This is a genomic window from Moraxella lacunata (assembly GCF_002027545.1).
In the GTDB taxonomy this organism is placed as follows: domain Bacteria; phylum Pseudomonadota; class Gammaproteobacteria; order Pseudomonadales; family Moraxellaceae; genus Moraxella; species Moraxella lacunata.
Map to the genome: position 1 here is coordinate 10,138 of NZ_MXAN01000098.1, position 14,416 is coordinate 24,553.

The window sequence follows — 14,416 nt, forward strand, 5'->3', positions numbered from 1 at the left end:
GGAAAGAGATTTAATGTAAAGCGAGTAATCATGACGATTTTTAAAAATTTCCTAAAAACCACCACTATTACAACCGCTATCTTGGCAGGGGCAACTTTATCTGCAAATGCGTCTGATTTATCAGGATTTTCTGCCACTTATGTACTAAAAGCAGATGGCAAAAAGGGCACAGCAACACGCACCTTAATTAAAAATGGAGATGATTACCACTATCATGTAAAAGCCAGTGCCGCAGGCGTGGCAAGTGTAAACCAGTCGGCAAGTTTTAGCCTATCCAACGGCAGAATCGTACCATCTAGCTCCAATATGTCGGTGCGAGTGTTGGGCGTGGGACGCACTCATAATATCAAGTTTAATAACTCCGCCAAATCCGTGGTTAGCACGTATAAAGGCAAATCCACCACGCTTAGAATGAACGGACAAGCCTATGATGATTTGAGTTTAGAAGCCCAAATCCGTCAAGAACTGATTAACGGTAAGTTTAGTGGAAATTATCATTTGGTTAAGAAAAATGAAATAGAAGCCACCAGATTTAGACGTTCGGGCAGTAGCAAAATCACCGTTCCTGCGGGTACTTATGACGCCATTCGCATTGACCGTGTGCACGATGACAAAGGGCGTGCCACGAGCTTTTGGCTTGCCCCCAGCCTAAATTATCTACCAGTCAAAGTCAGCCAAACCAATGACGGCAAAGTCATTAGTATGGAATTGACTAAGGTGAATTAAAAGTGGGTTCATTAAAAAGTGAATTAAAGACAAATTTAAAATTAAAAAAGGCGGACAGGGTTTCGCCTTTTTTAATTTTACAATATTTGGCAAAATGTGATAAAATTACTTAATTTGTATTTAAATTATAACAGGTGTGCCATGTCAGACGTCCATAATCCCAACGACAAAAATCCAAAATTTTCCCGTATTCTACTCAAACTCTCAGGCGAAGCCCTAGCAGGGGGCAAAGACATGGGCATTGATGCGTCCATTCTTGACCAAATGAGCCTGTCTATCGCCCATTTGCGTGGGCTTGGCGTGCAAGTGGGGATTGTCGTTGGCGGTGGTAACTTGTATCGTGGCAGTACACTCCAAAAAGAAGGGCTTGTCGGACGAGTTACAGGCGACCAAATGGGTATGCTTGCTACCGTGATGAACGGGCTTGCCATGCGTGATGCCCTAGTCCGCCGTAACATCAAATGCCGTCTCATGTCCGCTCTTAATATCGCCACCATTGGCGAGCCGTATTCTAGTCGTGAAGCCATTCGCCACCTAAATAATGGCGAAGTGTGCATTTTTGTGGCAGGTACGGGCAATCCGTTTTTTACCACCGATACGGCGGCGTGTTTGCGTGGGATTGAGATTGAAGCAGGTCTCATCTTAAAGGCAACCAAAGTGGACGGCGTGTATGATAAAGACCCAAGCGTTCATGCCGATGCGGTCAAATACGACAGCCTAACCTTTGACAAAGCCCTAGAAGACAAATTGGGCGTTATGGATTTGACCGCCATTGCCCTATGCCGTGAACACAACGTGCCGTTGCAAGTGTTTGATATGAACAAGCCCAATGCTCTATTAAATGTCGTTATGGGCGAAAAAGAAGGTACACGAGTGTATCATTAATTCAATTTTTGGTAGTAGTCTAAAAAGTATGCTGAACTAGGTTTTCCGTTCGCCCTGAGCTTGTCGAAGGGCAGGAAAACCGTTAGGTTTCCCAAGCTCACCACGAACGGTTTTCCTTGTAGCATACTTTTTGAACCAGAGCCCAATTTTTATTGAATTTAAAATTAACTTTAAAAACTGTTAAATCTTGCTTATTATGCTGATTGGTAGGGGCGAATTGCAATTCGCCCTAATGTAACAAAATCAATGTTTAGTAAATATTGCAAATAGGAAACCCTTATGATTAACCAAATCAAAACAGACGGCAAAGCCCGTATGGAAAAATCGCTTGAAGCCCTAGAAAGTGCGTTTGCCAAACTGCGTACAGGACGGGCTCACCCTGGTATTTTGTCAGGCGTTATGGTAAGCTACTATGGCTCGGATATGCCCCTAAACCAAGTGGCAAGCGTGAACGTAGAAGACAGCCGCACCCTACTTGTACAGCCCTTTGACCGCTCTATGGTGCAAGCGGTGGATAAGGCAATCCGTGAAGCGGATTTGGGGCTTAATCCCATGACTGCAGACGTGATTCGTGTGCCAATGCCTGCCTTGACCGAAGAGACTCGTAAGGATATGCAGAAATTGGCTCGCTCTGATGCCGAGTCTGCCCGTGTGTCGGTGCGTAATATCCGCCGTGATATGCTAGGCGACATCAAAAAACTCGTCAAAGACAAAGAAGCCAGCGAAGATGACGAACGCCGTGCCGAGACCGACATTCAAAAGCTGACCGATGACTTTATCAAAGCAATCGACACTCGCCTTGCCAAAAAAGAAAGCGAGCTTATGGAAGTCTAAGTTATGTCTTTTTAGGGCGTGCCTACCCTTTATATTTGCAATGAAAAATAGGGGAAATCGCACGTTTTTCAAGGAAAAGTCCGCAGTTGATATTAAAATATCAACAAGGAATTTGACGATGAAAAACAAGATTTAACCATTTTTCATGCAAAAACAGTGTTTTATCTCTAAAATATTTTAAACGTTAAATTGTGTTGCAAAGGTTCAGCACGCCCTATATAGGGCGAGCCATTCGCCCTATTTGTATCATTTACCATTGACCAATCCGCCTATCTATCATGCCAAATGCCCCATTACCCCCCATTTTAAACCTGCCCCAACACATCGCCATTATCATGGACGGTAACAACCGCTATGGCAAGGCTCATGCTTTGCAGGCAGGGGCAGGGCATATCAAGGGCAAAGACGCACTTGACCCCATTGTGGAACATTGTTTGGCACGGGGGGTTAAAGTTTTGACGGTGTTTGCGTTTTCGTCAGAAAATTGGGCAAGACCACAGGCGGAAGTGGATTTGCTCATGCGACTCTTAGAAAGCACCATTCACGAGCAAATGCCCCGCATGAATAAATACCAAATTCGCCTAAGATTTATCGGCGACAGGTCAATGCTAAATTCCGACCTGCAAGCCCTTATGACAGACGCAGAAAGTAAGACCGCCCATTTTGACAAAATGACGCTTGTCATTGCAATCAGCTATGGCGGACAATGGGACATCGCTCAGGCGTGCCAAAAATTAGCCATACAAGTCCAAAAAGGCGAACTTACCCCAAGCGATGTCAATGCAAATCTTATCGCAGAGAATGTAGAACTTGCCGATTTGCCCGATGTGGATATGCTCATTCGCACGGGGGGCGAGTACCGCATTTCCAACTTTTTGCTGTGGCAGTCGGCTTATGCCGAGCTGTTTTTTACCGAGACGTTGTGGCCTGATTTTGGGGCGGACGAACTTGATAAGATGATACAAGACTTTGGCAATCGTGAAAGACGTTTTGGTAAAACCAGCGAACAGGTGCAAGCACAAGGTTGATGTTTGGCATGGTTGATTGATGAGATTTAAAAGGTTTGTAGGGGCGAATCACATTCGCCCAATTTCCTATGCTTTCAAATATTATCAATCAACATTTTATAAATTTAAAAAACCCATAATAAAAAGGCAAAACTATGTGGCAACGAATAAAAACTGCAATCGTACTTGTGATTATCGTGGGCGTAGCGATGTTCACCAGTCGTCAGCCCTTTTTGTTTTTGCCACTTTTGACCGTAGGCACGCTCATTGCGTCCCATGAGTGGACAAAACTCATGCCCAAACGCAAACAACCTGCCCAGTTTATTGCTCTGATGCTTGTGGTTACGCTTGTCAGTATTTTTGTGTCTGTCTCTTGGGTGGTGTGGTGGGTGCTGTCCTTTGGGATATGGCTTATGGCAACCAAATGGGTGCTTGTTTATCCTATCCAAGAAAAATGGTACGGCAAACGCCTATTTTTTATGGGAATTGTCATCTTGACCGCCAGCATTACCGCCATGTACAGCCTATGGCAGGTGTCGCCTTGGTGGCTTATATATGTGTTTCTTTTGGTGTGGTGTGCTGACAGTGGGGCGTATTTTGTTGGGCGTAAACTTGGCAAACGCAAACTTGCCCCCAACGTCTCGCCCAACAAATCCATAGAAGGGCTGATTGGCGGTATCATCACGGCAAGCCTTGTGGCGGTGGGCGTGGGCTTTGGGTTAAAACTTGACACAGTAGCACTTGTTGCCTTTTTGGGCTTGTCGGGCTTGACGGTATTGGCAAGCGTGCTTGGTGATTTGTTTGAATCCATGCTAAAACGCCGAGCAGGGATTAAAGACTCTGGCACTATCTTACCAGGGCATGGCGGTGTGCTTGACCGCATTGATAGCTTATTGTCGGCTACGCCTGTGTTTGCTCTTGGGGTCTTGGTGCTCGTGTATTTGGGTGTATTGCCTGCACTTGGTGATTTAAAGGGGCTTTTGTGATGACAGCATTGACGGTACTTGGAGCGACAGGTTCCATAGGTGATAGCACGCTTGACATCGTTCGTCATGTAGGATTGCCTGTGTATGCCTTGTCGGGCTTTGGTCGCTTGGATAAATTATTTAAACTGTGCGTAGAATTTCGCCCAAGTCGTGTGGGTGTGCCATCTGATAAGGTGGATGAATTTGTTGGGCGATTAAAATCGGCAAATTTGGCGATTGACGTGGTGGGCGGTCAAAATGGTTTGATGGATTTGGCAGGCGATAAAGGGGCGGATAAAGTTGTGGCGGGCATTGTTGGTTCAGCAGGGCTTCGCTCTACTTTATCGGCAGTTCAGGCAGGGCAAACCGTGCTACTTGCCAATAAAGAAAGCCTTGTCATGGCAGGTGAACTCATCATGAGTACCGCACGCAGGCATGGAGCAACCCTTTTGCCCATTGACAGTGAGCATAATGCCATTTTTCAATGTTTGCCAAGGGCGGTTCAAGACGATAATACCGCCATTCATCGCAGTGAATTTGGCATAAAAAAATTGTGGCTGACCGCAAGTGGTGGTGGATTTTTACACAAGTCTTATGATGAGATGAAAAATGCCACAGTAGCCCAAGCCGTATCTCACCCCAACTGGAACATGGGCAGTAAAATCACGGTGGATTCTAATACCATGATGAATAAGGGCTTGGAGCTGATTGAGGCTTGTCATTTGTTTAACCTATCTGACGCTCAGATTGACATTGCCATTCACCCCCAAAGCATCATTCACTCTATGGTGGAATATGTGGACGGCTCTATTTTGGCACAACTTAGTTCACCTGACATGAGAGTACCCATTGCCCATGCTTTGGGATACCCTAATCGCATGGATGGCGGCGTGAAATCATTGAGCTTATTTGACATATCCGCCTTAGAATTTACCCGCCCCGATAAGAACAAATTCAAATCCCTAGACCTTGCCCGTCATGCCATACGGACAGGTACTGGGGCATGTGTTGCCTTAAATGCGTCTAATGAAGTGGCGGTATCGGCATTTTTGGATGGTCGCATTCGCCTAACCGACATCGCCGACACGGTGGAGCGTGTGTTACATGATGATGAATTGGGGGCACAATTTGGCAGACATTTTGATGAGCTTGACGAGATTTTGGCGTTAGATAAACGGGTGCGAGATAGGACGGACGTTTATTTAAGAAAGTTAATGGATTGATTTTAATGGTTTTTTACATTTGAATTAAAATGTATTTTTAAATTTAAATGCGTAGGGGCAATTTATTCGCCCAAATTTACCCAATTATCCAAAATTTTAAAACCAAATCTTTATATTGATTAAAATTACCATTTAAAAATTTTTGAAGGTATTGTAGGGGCAATTTATTCGCCCAAACCAATTTGTTGGCAAAACAAAAAACTAAGAGAACCCAAAAAGCATGACCGCTTTATATTTATTTTTATCCGCCTTGCTTGTCCTTACGCCCCTTGTCGCCTTGCACGAGTGGGGGCATTATATCGTGGCACGGCTGTGCGGAGTTAAGGTTTTGACTTATTCTATCGGTTTTGGTACTCGGCTGTTTGGCTGGACAAGTCCCAAAACAGGCATAGATTATCGCATTTGTGCGATACCGCTTGGCGGATATGTCAAAATGCTGGACGAGCGAGAAGGGGACGTTGCCGAGCATGAGCGACATTTGGCATTTAACAATCAGCACCCCTTAAAGAAAATCGCCATTGTCATCGCAGGGCCGTTGATGAATTTTATCATCGCCATTGGGCTGTTTTTTGTGCTGTTTTTACAACCAAGCGAGCAGTTATCGACCAAAATCGGACGGATTGTGAGCGATAGCCCTGCCCAAGCGAGCGGACTTGTGGTGGGCGAGACGATACACGCCATTGACGGCAAAAATACGCCCACGTGGGAGAGTGTGAATTTTGCCTTAGCTGACCGCATGGGCGAGCGTGGGGCGGTGGTTGTGGCGACCGATAAGGGCAAATATAGCGTGCAGGTCAATGACTTTATGCAAGGGGCGGACAAGGGTAAAGACCCGCTTACCGCCCTTGGCACATTATCTTGGCGACCTGTCATACCGCCTGTGATAGGCTCGCTGGCTGCTGACGGAGCAGGGGCGTTAATGGGGCTAAAAGCAGGCGATAGGATTAGCCACATTGACGGCAAAGAGATAAAAGACTGGCTGACCGCCACCGAGATTATCCAAAATAATCCCGAAAAATCGCTCACGTTTGGCGTTGTCCGAGACGGGCAAAACATGGATATCAAGGTCATGCCAAAAGCGGTCAAGGTGGATAATCGCACGGTTGGGCAAATCGGGGCAAGGGTGCAAGAGACCAAAATTACCGTTCCCGATGATTATAAGATGACGGTAAACCATACGCCATTAGAAGCTCTACAAAAATCCTTTATCAAAACTTATGATTTGTCCGTGATGACCGTGAAATCCATGGGTAAGATGCTAACAGGGCTGATCGGACTTGATAATTTGTCTGGCCCGATTAGTATCGCTCAGGTCTCTAAGGACAGCATACAGATGGGCTGGCAACAAGTGTTGTCTACCGCAGGGCTGATTAGCCTATCGCTTGCCGTGCTAAATCTGTTGCCGATACCTGTGCTGGACGGTGGGCATTTGGTGTTTTATACTTATGAATTGATAGTGGGTAAGCCCATGAGTGAGCGACTACAAATGGCAGGCTTGCAAATGGGTATGTTACTACTGTTTGGTATGATGATGCTAACCATTGGTAATGACATCTCACGAATGTTCGGTTAGGGCGAAAATCTAACCACTTGGTAGGGCAATAGAAATGCCAATAAACGCTAAGCATGATTTTTGGTAATAATTGGGCAATATTTAAAGAAAATTTTTAAAAATTTGACAATTTTACTTGCCAAAATTGATTTTTTGGCTTAACTTACACCATATTTTTGATTAATTAACATTTGCCATATTCAATCATCATCAATGTACACTTGTAGTTTATTGTTATTTTGGTGTTGTTGCTGATGAGTTGAACGACTTTGAGTGAACCTGTTATGCGTACTTCTTTTTTGACAAAAACCTTAACCGCGTCTGTGATGATGGTCATGACCGCCACAGCTTATGCCAATGATACTGTCAGTGCCATTGAGTTTAGTGGTCTTAGCCGAGTGACCCCCCAAAGTTTGCAAGTGGCACTGCCTTTGGGTGTGGGTCAGGCATTGACATCGGATGCGTTGGCGGACAGCATTCGTGCCTTGTATGCCACCGAGCAGTTCTCAAACGTACAGGCAGATGTTGATGATGGGCGTGTGGTGTTTCATGTGGTGGAACGTCCGATCATCGCAGAGCTAAACTTTGATGGCAATAAACTCATCCCTGATGATGGCTTAAAGCAAGGCTTGGAGAGTACGGGGCTTGCGGTGGGTAGCGTACTAAAACAGGCAACCGTTGCCACCTTGGAGAGCGAGCTTGAAAATCAGTACATCTCACAGGGTTATTATAATGCTGACATTGAAGTCAAGCAAACCGAACTGGACGGTAACCGTGTCAAGCTGGACATTAATTTTGTCGAAGGTAAACCTGCCCGTGTGGTGGATATTAACATCATTGGTAATACGCATTTTAGCGACGAAGAGTTAAAAGATGAGTTCGTGGTCAAGGACAAAAAATGGAATCCACTATCCAAAGCCGACCGTTATAGCCAAGAAAAGCTAAATGCCAGTCTAGAAAATGTCAAAGCCAAATATCTCAATGACGGTTTTGTGCGAGTGAGCGTGGATAATGCCACTCTAAACATCGATGACGAGAAACAAAAAGTCTTTATTGAGACGACCATTAACGAAGGTCAGCAGTATAAGTTTGGCGATATTCAGTTTTTGGGTAATACCACCTATCCCACTGATGAGCTAAATGAGCTGGTCAAATTCAAGCAGGGCAATACCTATTCACAAAAAGAGCTTGATGAGACCACCGCCGAGATTTCCAATAAGTTCAGCGATGATGGCTATTATTATGCCCAAATCCGCCCTGTGCCAAGGATTGATGATGAAGCCTTGACAGTGGGTGTGGATTATTATATTGACCCTGTACGTCCTGTCTATGTTCGTCGCATCAACTTTACCGGCAACCTAAAAACCAAAGACGAAGTGCTACGCCGTGAAATGCGTCAGCTAGAAGGGGCACTCGCATCCAACCAAAAAATTCAGCTGTCCCGTGCCAGACTCATGAGAACGGGTTTCTTTAAAGACGTCAAAGTGGATGTCAGACCTGTACCAAACAGTCCTGACCAAGTGGACATTAATTATACGGTCGAAGAACAGCCATCAGGCTCATCCACCATCGCCGCAGGGTACTCACAAAGTGGCGGTATGACGTTCCAAGTGGACTTATCGCAGTCTAACTTTATGGGGACGGGTAACCGTGCTAATATGTCATTTAGCCGTTCAGAGACCCGTGATAATTACAGCCTAGGCATGACCGACCCTTATTTTACTGTCAATGGCGTCTCCCAAAGTGTCAATGCCTACTACCGCAAGACCAAATATGACAGCAAAAACATTTCCAACTATGTGCTTGACTCCTATGGCGGTAGTTTGATTTATGGCTATCCGATTGATGAAAAGCAGCGTATCAGTGGTGGTTTTACCGTTGATAAAACCAAAGTGCGTGGCGGTCAGTGGATGGGCGTTGCCAATGTCAAACAGCTGTTAGAAGATGGCGGTCGGGCAGACATTGATAGTGATGGCACAAGTTTTACCAATGACTACACCACCTATGGCGGGGTGCTTGGATGGAGTTATTCTAGCCTTGACAAGCCCGTATTCCCTACCAAGGGGGTAAGTCATAATGTGGATGTCAATTTGGGTTTTGGCGACCAGACTTTCCAAAAGGTAAACTACCGCCTAAACGCCTATTATCCACTATGGAAAGGCACGGTACTCCGTGGTCATGCACGCTTGGGTTATGGTAATAATTTGCCATTTTATGAAAACTTCTATGCCGGTGGTTATGGCTCGGTGCGTGGCTTTGAAGCATCATCATTAGGGCCATTATCACGCCATTACGCACGAGCATCAGACCCCCGTAATTACCGTGGCGAAGAAGTGGGTGGTAATGCGTTGGCGACCTTTGGGGCAGAGCTGATTTTGCCGGTGCCGTTTAAAGGTGACTGGGCAGACCAAGTGCGTCCTGTGATTTTCTTTGATGCTGGTCAGGCATTTGACACCACAAATCTTGATAGCGAAAAAATCAACTTGACCCAGCTTGGGGTCGCCAATGACAACCTAACCTACATCGAGCAGGACAAAGAGTTGCGTTATAGCGTGGGGGCGGGCGTGACATGGTATACCCCGATTGGACCGATTTCCATCAGTTATGCCAAACCGTTAAATGAAAAAGAAGGCGACCAAGTAGAAAACGTCCAATTCCAAATCGGTAGCGTATTCTAATCATGATTGATTTGGATAAAATCATCCGCGCCATTGAACTTTGCCAGATGGTGTTAAATAAAGACGCTTTGGCAAATCGCCATGTGTCGGTTAGTCGTGTGGCGGATTTGGCAGGTGCTGATAAGGACAGTTTGGCGTTTTTGGCAAAGGCAGGCTATTTGTCTGATTTGGTGGGAACTCGGGCAGGTGTGGTGCTGGTATCAGAGCGATTTGCCGATAAAATACCTGCCCTGCCAAACACCACCGTTATCCTTGTCAAAGATGCCTATTTGGCGTATGCGTCCGTGAGTGGGCTGTTTGATTATCAAGCCGATAATAGCATTCACTCTACTGCTGTCGTCTCGCCCAGTGCTACCGTTGGTAAAAACGCCAACATTGGGGCGTATGCGGTGATTGGCGATTTTGTACAAATTGGCGATGATTGTGAGATTGGCTCGCACGTTAGTGTCGCTCATCACTGTGTAATCGGCGATGGTGTACAGATTCATGCTCATGCCAGTATCGGCTCGGACGGCTTTGGTTTTGCCCCAAAAGTGGGAGCGGACGGACTGGCTTGGCAAAAAATCCATCAGCTTGGGCGTGTTGTCATCGGTCATCGTGTGCGTATTGGTGCAAACACTTGTATTGATAGGGGTGCGGTGGGCAATACTGTGATTGGCGATGATGTGATTATTGATAACCTTGTACAAATCGCCCACAACGTCCATATCGGGCGTGGCACGGCGATTGCTGCCATGACAGGCATTGCAGGCAGTACGCACATTGGGGCGAACTGTATCATTGGCGGTGCGGTGGGGATAGCAGGGCATTTGCACATTGCTGATAATGTCACGCTCACTGGCATGACGATGGTCACAGGCTCTATCAAAGAAGCAGGCTCGTACTCATCAGGCACACCTGCCATGCCGAGCAATCACTGGCGACGTGCAGCGGTCAAGTTTCGCCAAAGTGGACAAAAGTAAATTTTTATTTAAATGGATATATCCATGACAAATTCTACCCTAGACCTAGAACTGATGACCGATGGCGACCACGAACGCTTAACGTCTCAAAACTTGACCTTACCATTTGGCTATCCTGTTATCAAGCGGTATTTGCCCCACCGTTATCCTTTTATGCTCATCGACCGTGTGACGGCGATATCAGCAGACAACTGGATTACAGGTTATAAAAATATCACGATTAACGAAGAGCTGTTTAACGGTCATTTTCCTGATAATCCTGTCATGCCAGGGGTGCTTATGGTGGAAGCCATGGCACAGTTGTCGGGCATTTTGGGGTTTGTCAGTGCAGGGCAATCGTCCGAAGACGGCTATCTGTATCTATTTGCAGGCGTGGATAAAGTGCGTTTTAAAAAACTTGTCAGCACGGGCGATACGCTGGTGATTCGCTCAAAGCTCGTTACCGCCAAGCGTGAGATTTATAAATTTGAATGCACCGCTCATGTGGATGGCAAACTGGCGTGCAGTGCTGAGATTATGATTGCCCGTCAAAAGCTGGACTAATGTGGATAGCGTCATGAACATACACCCAACCGCCATCATTAACCCGACTGCCGTCATACACCCAGCCGTGAGCATTGGGGCGTATTGTATCGTGGGCAAAAATACCACGATTGGCGAGAATACCATTTTAAAATCGCACGTCATCGTGGGTGATAATACCACCATTGGTAAGCGTAACACCATTTTTCAATTTGCCAGTATTGGCGAGATACCGCAGGATTTAAAATTTACAGGCGAAACCACCTACCTAGAAGTGGGCGATGACAATACCATTCGTGAGTCTTGCACCTTTCATCGTGGCACGGCAGACGGTGGCGGATTAACCAAAATCGGCAATCATAACCTATTTATGGTAAACACCCATATCGCCCACGACTGTATGGTGGGCGACCACAACGTCCTTGCCAATAACGTGGGTGTGGCAGGTCATGCCCATATTGGTAATTATGTGATTGTCGGTGGACAGACGGGTGTACATCAGTTTTGTCGGATTGATGATTATGCGATGATTGGTGGGGCGAGCCTGATTTTAAAAGATGTCTGTGCTTTTACCACCGTGTCGGGTAATCCGTCCAAGGTGCATGGGCTAAACAAAGAAGGCATGAGACGAAAAGGGTGGAGCAAAGAAACCATTGAGACGTTGGATAGGGCTTATGACGTGGTGTTCCGCTCTGGCAAAATCAAGGCGGACGTAATTGCCGAGCTGTCCACTTGGGTGGCGGATGAGCCAAAAGTGGCGTTGTTTATCCAGTCGCTACAAAACAGCAAACGTGGTCTCATTCGCTAGGTCACAACCATTCTCATTGACCCATAATATTTTGTTATGGGTTTTTGTTTTTTTATTTATTTGACATTTTCAATTGATTCAATCAAACTATATGGGATAGAACTTTTTACAAAATTTAACAGTTTGGCATGACGTTGATAAATGGAGTTGCCAAAACATTAACAAGGAGCAATTATGTCCACACAACGAGAAAGTTGGTCGGCACGCTCAGGCTTTATTTTGGCGGCGATTGGGTCGGCAGTTGGCTTGGGTAACATCTGGCGTTTTCCTTATGTATCTTACGAAAATGGCGGTGGGGCGTTTTTTATTCCCTATCTCATCGCTTTGGCAACCGCAGGATTTCCCTTGCTGTTTTTGGATTATGTCGCGGGGCAAAAATATCACGGAGCTCCGCCCACGGCTTATCGGCGAATGATTAAATCCAAAGAAATCGTGGGCTGGTGGCAGGTGCTGGTGTGTACGGTCATCGGGATTTATTATGCGTCCGTGTTGTCATGGGCAGGGCAATACACCCTATACGCCTTTGGGCAACAGTGGGGCGATGACCCGCAGACGTTTTTCTTTGAGCATTATCTGCAAAATGGCTCGGGACTAGATTTTGGCATTGTGCCTAGTCTGTTTATCGGGGTGGCCATCGTATGGGCATTGGTGCTGTTCATCATGTATGGCGGTATCCGAAAAGGCGTGGAGCTTGTCAACAAAATCTGTATTCCGCTATTGGTGGTCATGTTTACCATAATGGTGGTGCAAGCAGTGCGACTAAACGGTGCCTCCGAAGGGTTAAATGCCTTTTTTACCCCCAATTGGGAAAAAATGGCTGACCCCAAGGTCTGGCTTGCCGCTTACGGGCACGTCTTTTTCTCAATGTCTATCGGCTTTGGGATTATGGTAACGTACTCATCTTATTTAAAGAAAAATGCCAACCTGACAGGCTCAGGATTGGTGGTGGGTTTTGCTAACTCATCGTTTGAAGTCATGGCAGGTATCGGGATTTTCTCGGTACTGGGCTTTATGGCGGTGCAATCAGGCGTGCCTGTATCAGAAGTGGTGTCGGGCGGTATCGGTTTGGCATTCATCGCTTTTCCAAAAATCATCTCTAGCATGGGCGACGCTGGTACGCTCATCGGCATCTTGTTTTTTGGTTCGCTGTTTGTGGCGGGCGTTACGTCCATGGCAAGTATCTTACAAGTGCCAATCTCAGCGGTCAAGGACAAATTCGGCTGGTCGCATAAAAAAGCAGTTAGCGTGGTCGGTGGTGTATCAGCTCTCATCTCACTTGCCCTGTTTTCTACCAAAACGGCGATTACCTTTGTGGACGTGATTGACCATTTTGCCAATAATATCGGCGTGGTAACAGGGGCGATTTTGTCTATCATTTGGGTAACGTGGTTTAACCGTCCTGTCATGGATAAGCTCATCAACCACATTAACGCCATTTCTAGCGTGAAAGTGGGTAAGGGCTGGGCATTTATGCTGACCATTGTTACGCCCATTTCGCTCATCGTGGCGTTGGTGCTAAGTGTGTTCTCACTCGTTACCAAGGGCTATGACAGTTATGATTTGGCAACTCAACTTATCTTTGGTTGGGGTGTGGTGGCAGTGTTTGCGGTGGGTTCGTTCCTATTGACCAAAGCACCTGCCCACGCCACACATCATCAGCACAAATCCATAGAAGGAGAAAACGCATGAACGGTACCGCATTAGCAGTCATGGTGGTGGCTTTGTCTATCGTTTGGGGTGGGTTGATTTTATCCATCATTCACTTAACCAAAAATCCTGATATTGACATGGATAAAGTGCCAAGCGACCATTAAAGCAAAAAACGGCAATGATAAGTTGCCGTTTTTTTGGGTGTATTTATTTAACATAATCTATTTTTATTTTTTAAAATTTGGGTATTTGGGGGTGTGTAGTAGGGGGGGTAAGGTGCGTCCCACGCACCTTTTTAAATAGAAATCTTATTGGTGCGTATTACGCACCTTACGTCTATTGGCGTATTTTGAAGTTAAATGATTATAAAAAGGGCAAATTCTGAACCGACCCCCAAATCTTAGACATAAGATTAAAGGTTAGGTTGTTGCAAGTGGTTGTATTAACCCTAATTGGACTAAGTTTCTGTACTTAACAGGACTTAGTCCTTTTAATTTGCTCTTTATTCTATCATGATTGTAGTAGTGTATGTACTCATCAATCACTTGTTTAAGTTCATCTGTTGATGTAAATGTGGTTGTCTCATAAAATATCTCTTGTTTTA

The 14,416-nt window shown here is 45.8% G+C and carries 14 protein-coding genes; 13 read left to right on the forward strand and 1 reads right to left on the reverse strand.

The window, feature by feature from the left end:
- Nucleotides 1–30 precede the first annotated feature (30 nt).
- The 13 genes from B5J94_RS12295 to B5J94_RS13980 all read left to right on the forward strand — a co-directional run bounded on the left by B5J94_RS12295 (nt 31) and on the right by B5J94_RS13980 (nt 13,976).
- Entirely contained in the window at nt 31–726 is a 696-nt protein-coding gene (locus tag B5J94_RS12295; protein ID WP_062499310.1) for a DUF3108 domain-containing protein, read from the forward strand.
- A 141-nt stretch (nt 727–867) separates the two neighbouring features.
- Nucleotides 868–1,611, forward strand: a complete 744-nt coding sequence (gene pyrH, locus B5J94_RS12300; RefSeq protein WP_062499309.1) for a UMP kinase — start codon at nt 868–870, stop codon at nt 1,609–1,611.
- 279 nt (nt 1,612–1,890) lie between these two features.
- Complete coding sequence (frr, locus tag B5J94_RS12305) at nt 1,891–2,445, forward strand: ribosome recycling factor (protein WP_062499308.1); 555 nt, start codon at nt 1,891–1,893, stop codon at nt 2,443–2,445.
- Between the two features lie 278 nt (nt 2,446–2,723).
- Entirely contained in the window at nt 2,724–3,473 is a 750-nt protein-coding gene (gene uppS, locus B5J94_RS12310) for a polyprenyl diphosphate synthase (RefSeq protein WP_062499365.1), read from the forward strand.
- A gap of 134 nt (nt 3,474–3,607) precedes the next feature.
- Nucleotides 3,608–4,438, forward strand: coding sequence for a phosphatidate cytidylyltransferase (locus tag B5J94_RS12315; RefSeq protein WP_062499364.1), 831 nt, complete (start codon nt 3,608–3,610; stop codon nt 4,436–4,438).
- On the forward strand, nt 4,438–5,640 hold the full coding sequence (gene dxr / locus B5J94_RS12320) for a 1-deoxy-D-xylulose-5-phosphate reductoisomerase (RefSeq protein WP_062499363.1): 1,203 nt from the start codon (nt 4,438–4,440) through the stop codon (nt 5,638–5,640). Before B5J94_RS12315 ends, dxr begins: the two co-directional genes overlap by 1 nt.
- A 220-nt stretch (nt 5,641–5,860) precedes the next feature.
- Nucleotides 5,861–7,213, forward strand: coding sequence for an RIP metalloprotease RseP (gene rseP, locus B5J94_RS12325; RefSeq protein ID WP_062499362.1), 1,353 nt, complete (start codon nt 5,861–5,863; stop codon nt 7,211–7,213).
- A 263-nt stretch (nt 7,214–7,476) separates the two neighbouring features.
- The gene (gene bamA, locus B5J94_RS12330) at nt 7,477–9,870 is read left to right on the forward strand and encodes an outer membrane protein assembly factor BamA (protein ID WP_062499361.1); all 2,394 of its coding nucleotides are present in this window, start codon (nt 7,477–7,479) and stop codon (nt 9,868–9,870) included.
- A 2-nt stretch (nt 9,871–9,872) separates the two neighbouring features.
- Nucleotides 9,873–10,832 carry a UDP-3-O-(3-hydroxymyristoyl)glucosamine N-acyltransferase gene (gene lpxD, locus B5J94_RS12335; protein ID WP_062499360.1) on the forward strand — a complete coding sequence of 320 codons (960 nt, stop codon included), beginning with the start codon at nt 9,873–9,875 and terminating at the stop codon, nt 10,830–10,832.
- A 54-nt stretch (nt 10,833–10,886) separates the two neighbouring features.
- On the forward strand, nt 10,887–11,375 hold the full coding sequence (fabZ, locus tag B5J94_RS12340; protein ID WP_373280024.1) for a 3-hydroxyacyl-ACP dehydratase FabZ: 489 nt from the start codon (nt 10,887–10,889) through the stop codon (nt 11,373–11,375).
- Nucleotides 11,376–11,388: 13 nt separating this feature from the next.
- Nucleotides 11,389–12,162 carry an acyl-ACP--UDP-N-acetylglucosamine O-acyltransferase gene (lpxA, locus tag B5J94_RS12345; RefSeq protein ID WP_062499366.1) on the forward strand — a complete coding sequence of 258 codons (774 nt, stop codon included), beginning with the start codon at nt 11,389–11,391 and terminating at the stop codon, nt 12,160–12,162.
- A gap of 174 nt (nt 12,163–12,336) precedes the next feature.
- Nucleotides 12,337–13,851, forward strand: a complete 1,515-nt coding sequence (locus tag B5J94_RS12350; protein WP_062499358.1) for a sodium-dependent transporter — start codon at nt 12,337–12,339, stop codon at nt 13,849–13,851.
- Entirely contained in the window at nt 13,848–13,976 is a 129-nt protein-coding gene (locus B5J94_RS13980) for a methionine/alanine import family NSS transporter small subunit (protein ID WP_078274910.1), read from the forward strand. Before B5J94_RS12350 ends, B5J94_RS13980 begins: the two co-directional genes overlap by 4 nt.
- 255 nt (nt 13,977–14,231) lie before the next feature.
- Here B5J94_RS13980 and B5J94_RS12355 read toward each other — a convergent pair.
- A partial coding sequence (locus B5J94_RS12355) for an IS3 family transposase (protein ID WP_143821999.1) occupies nt 14,232–14,416 on the reverse strand: 185 nt, incomplete at its 5' end.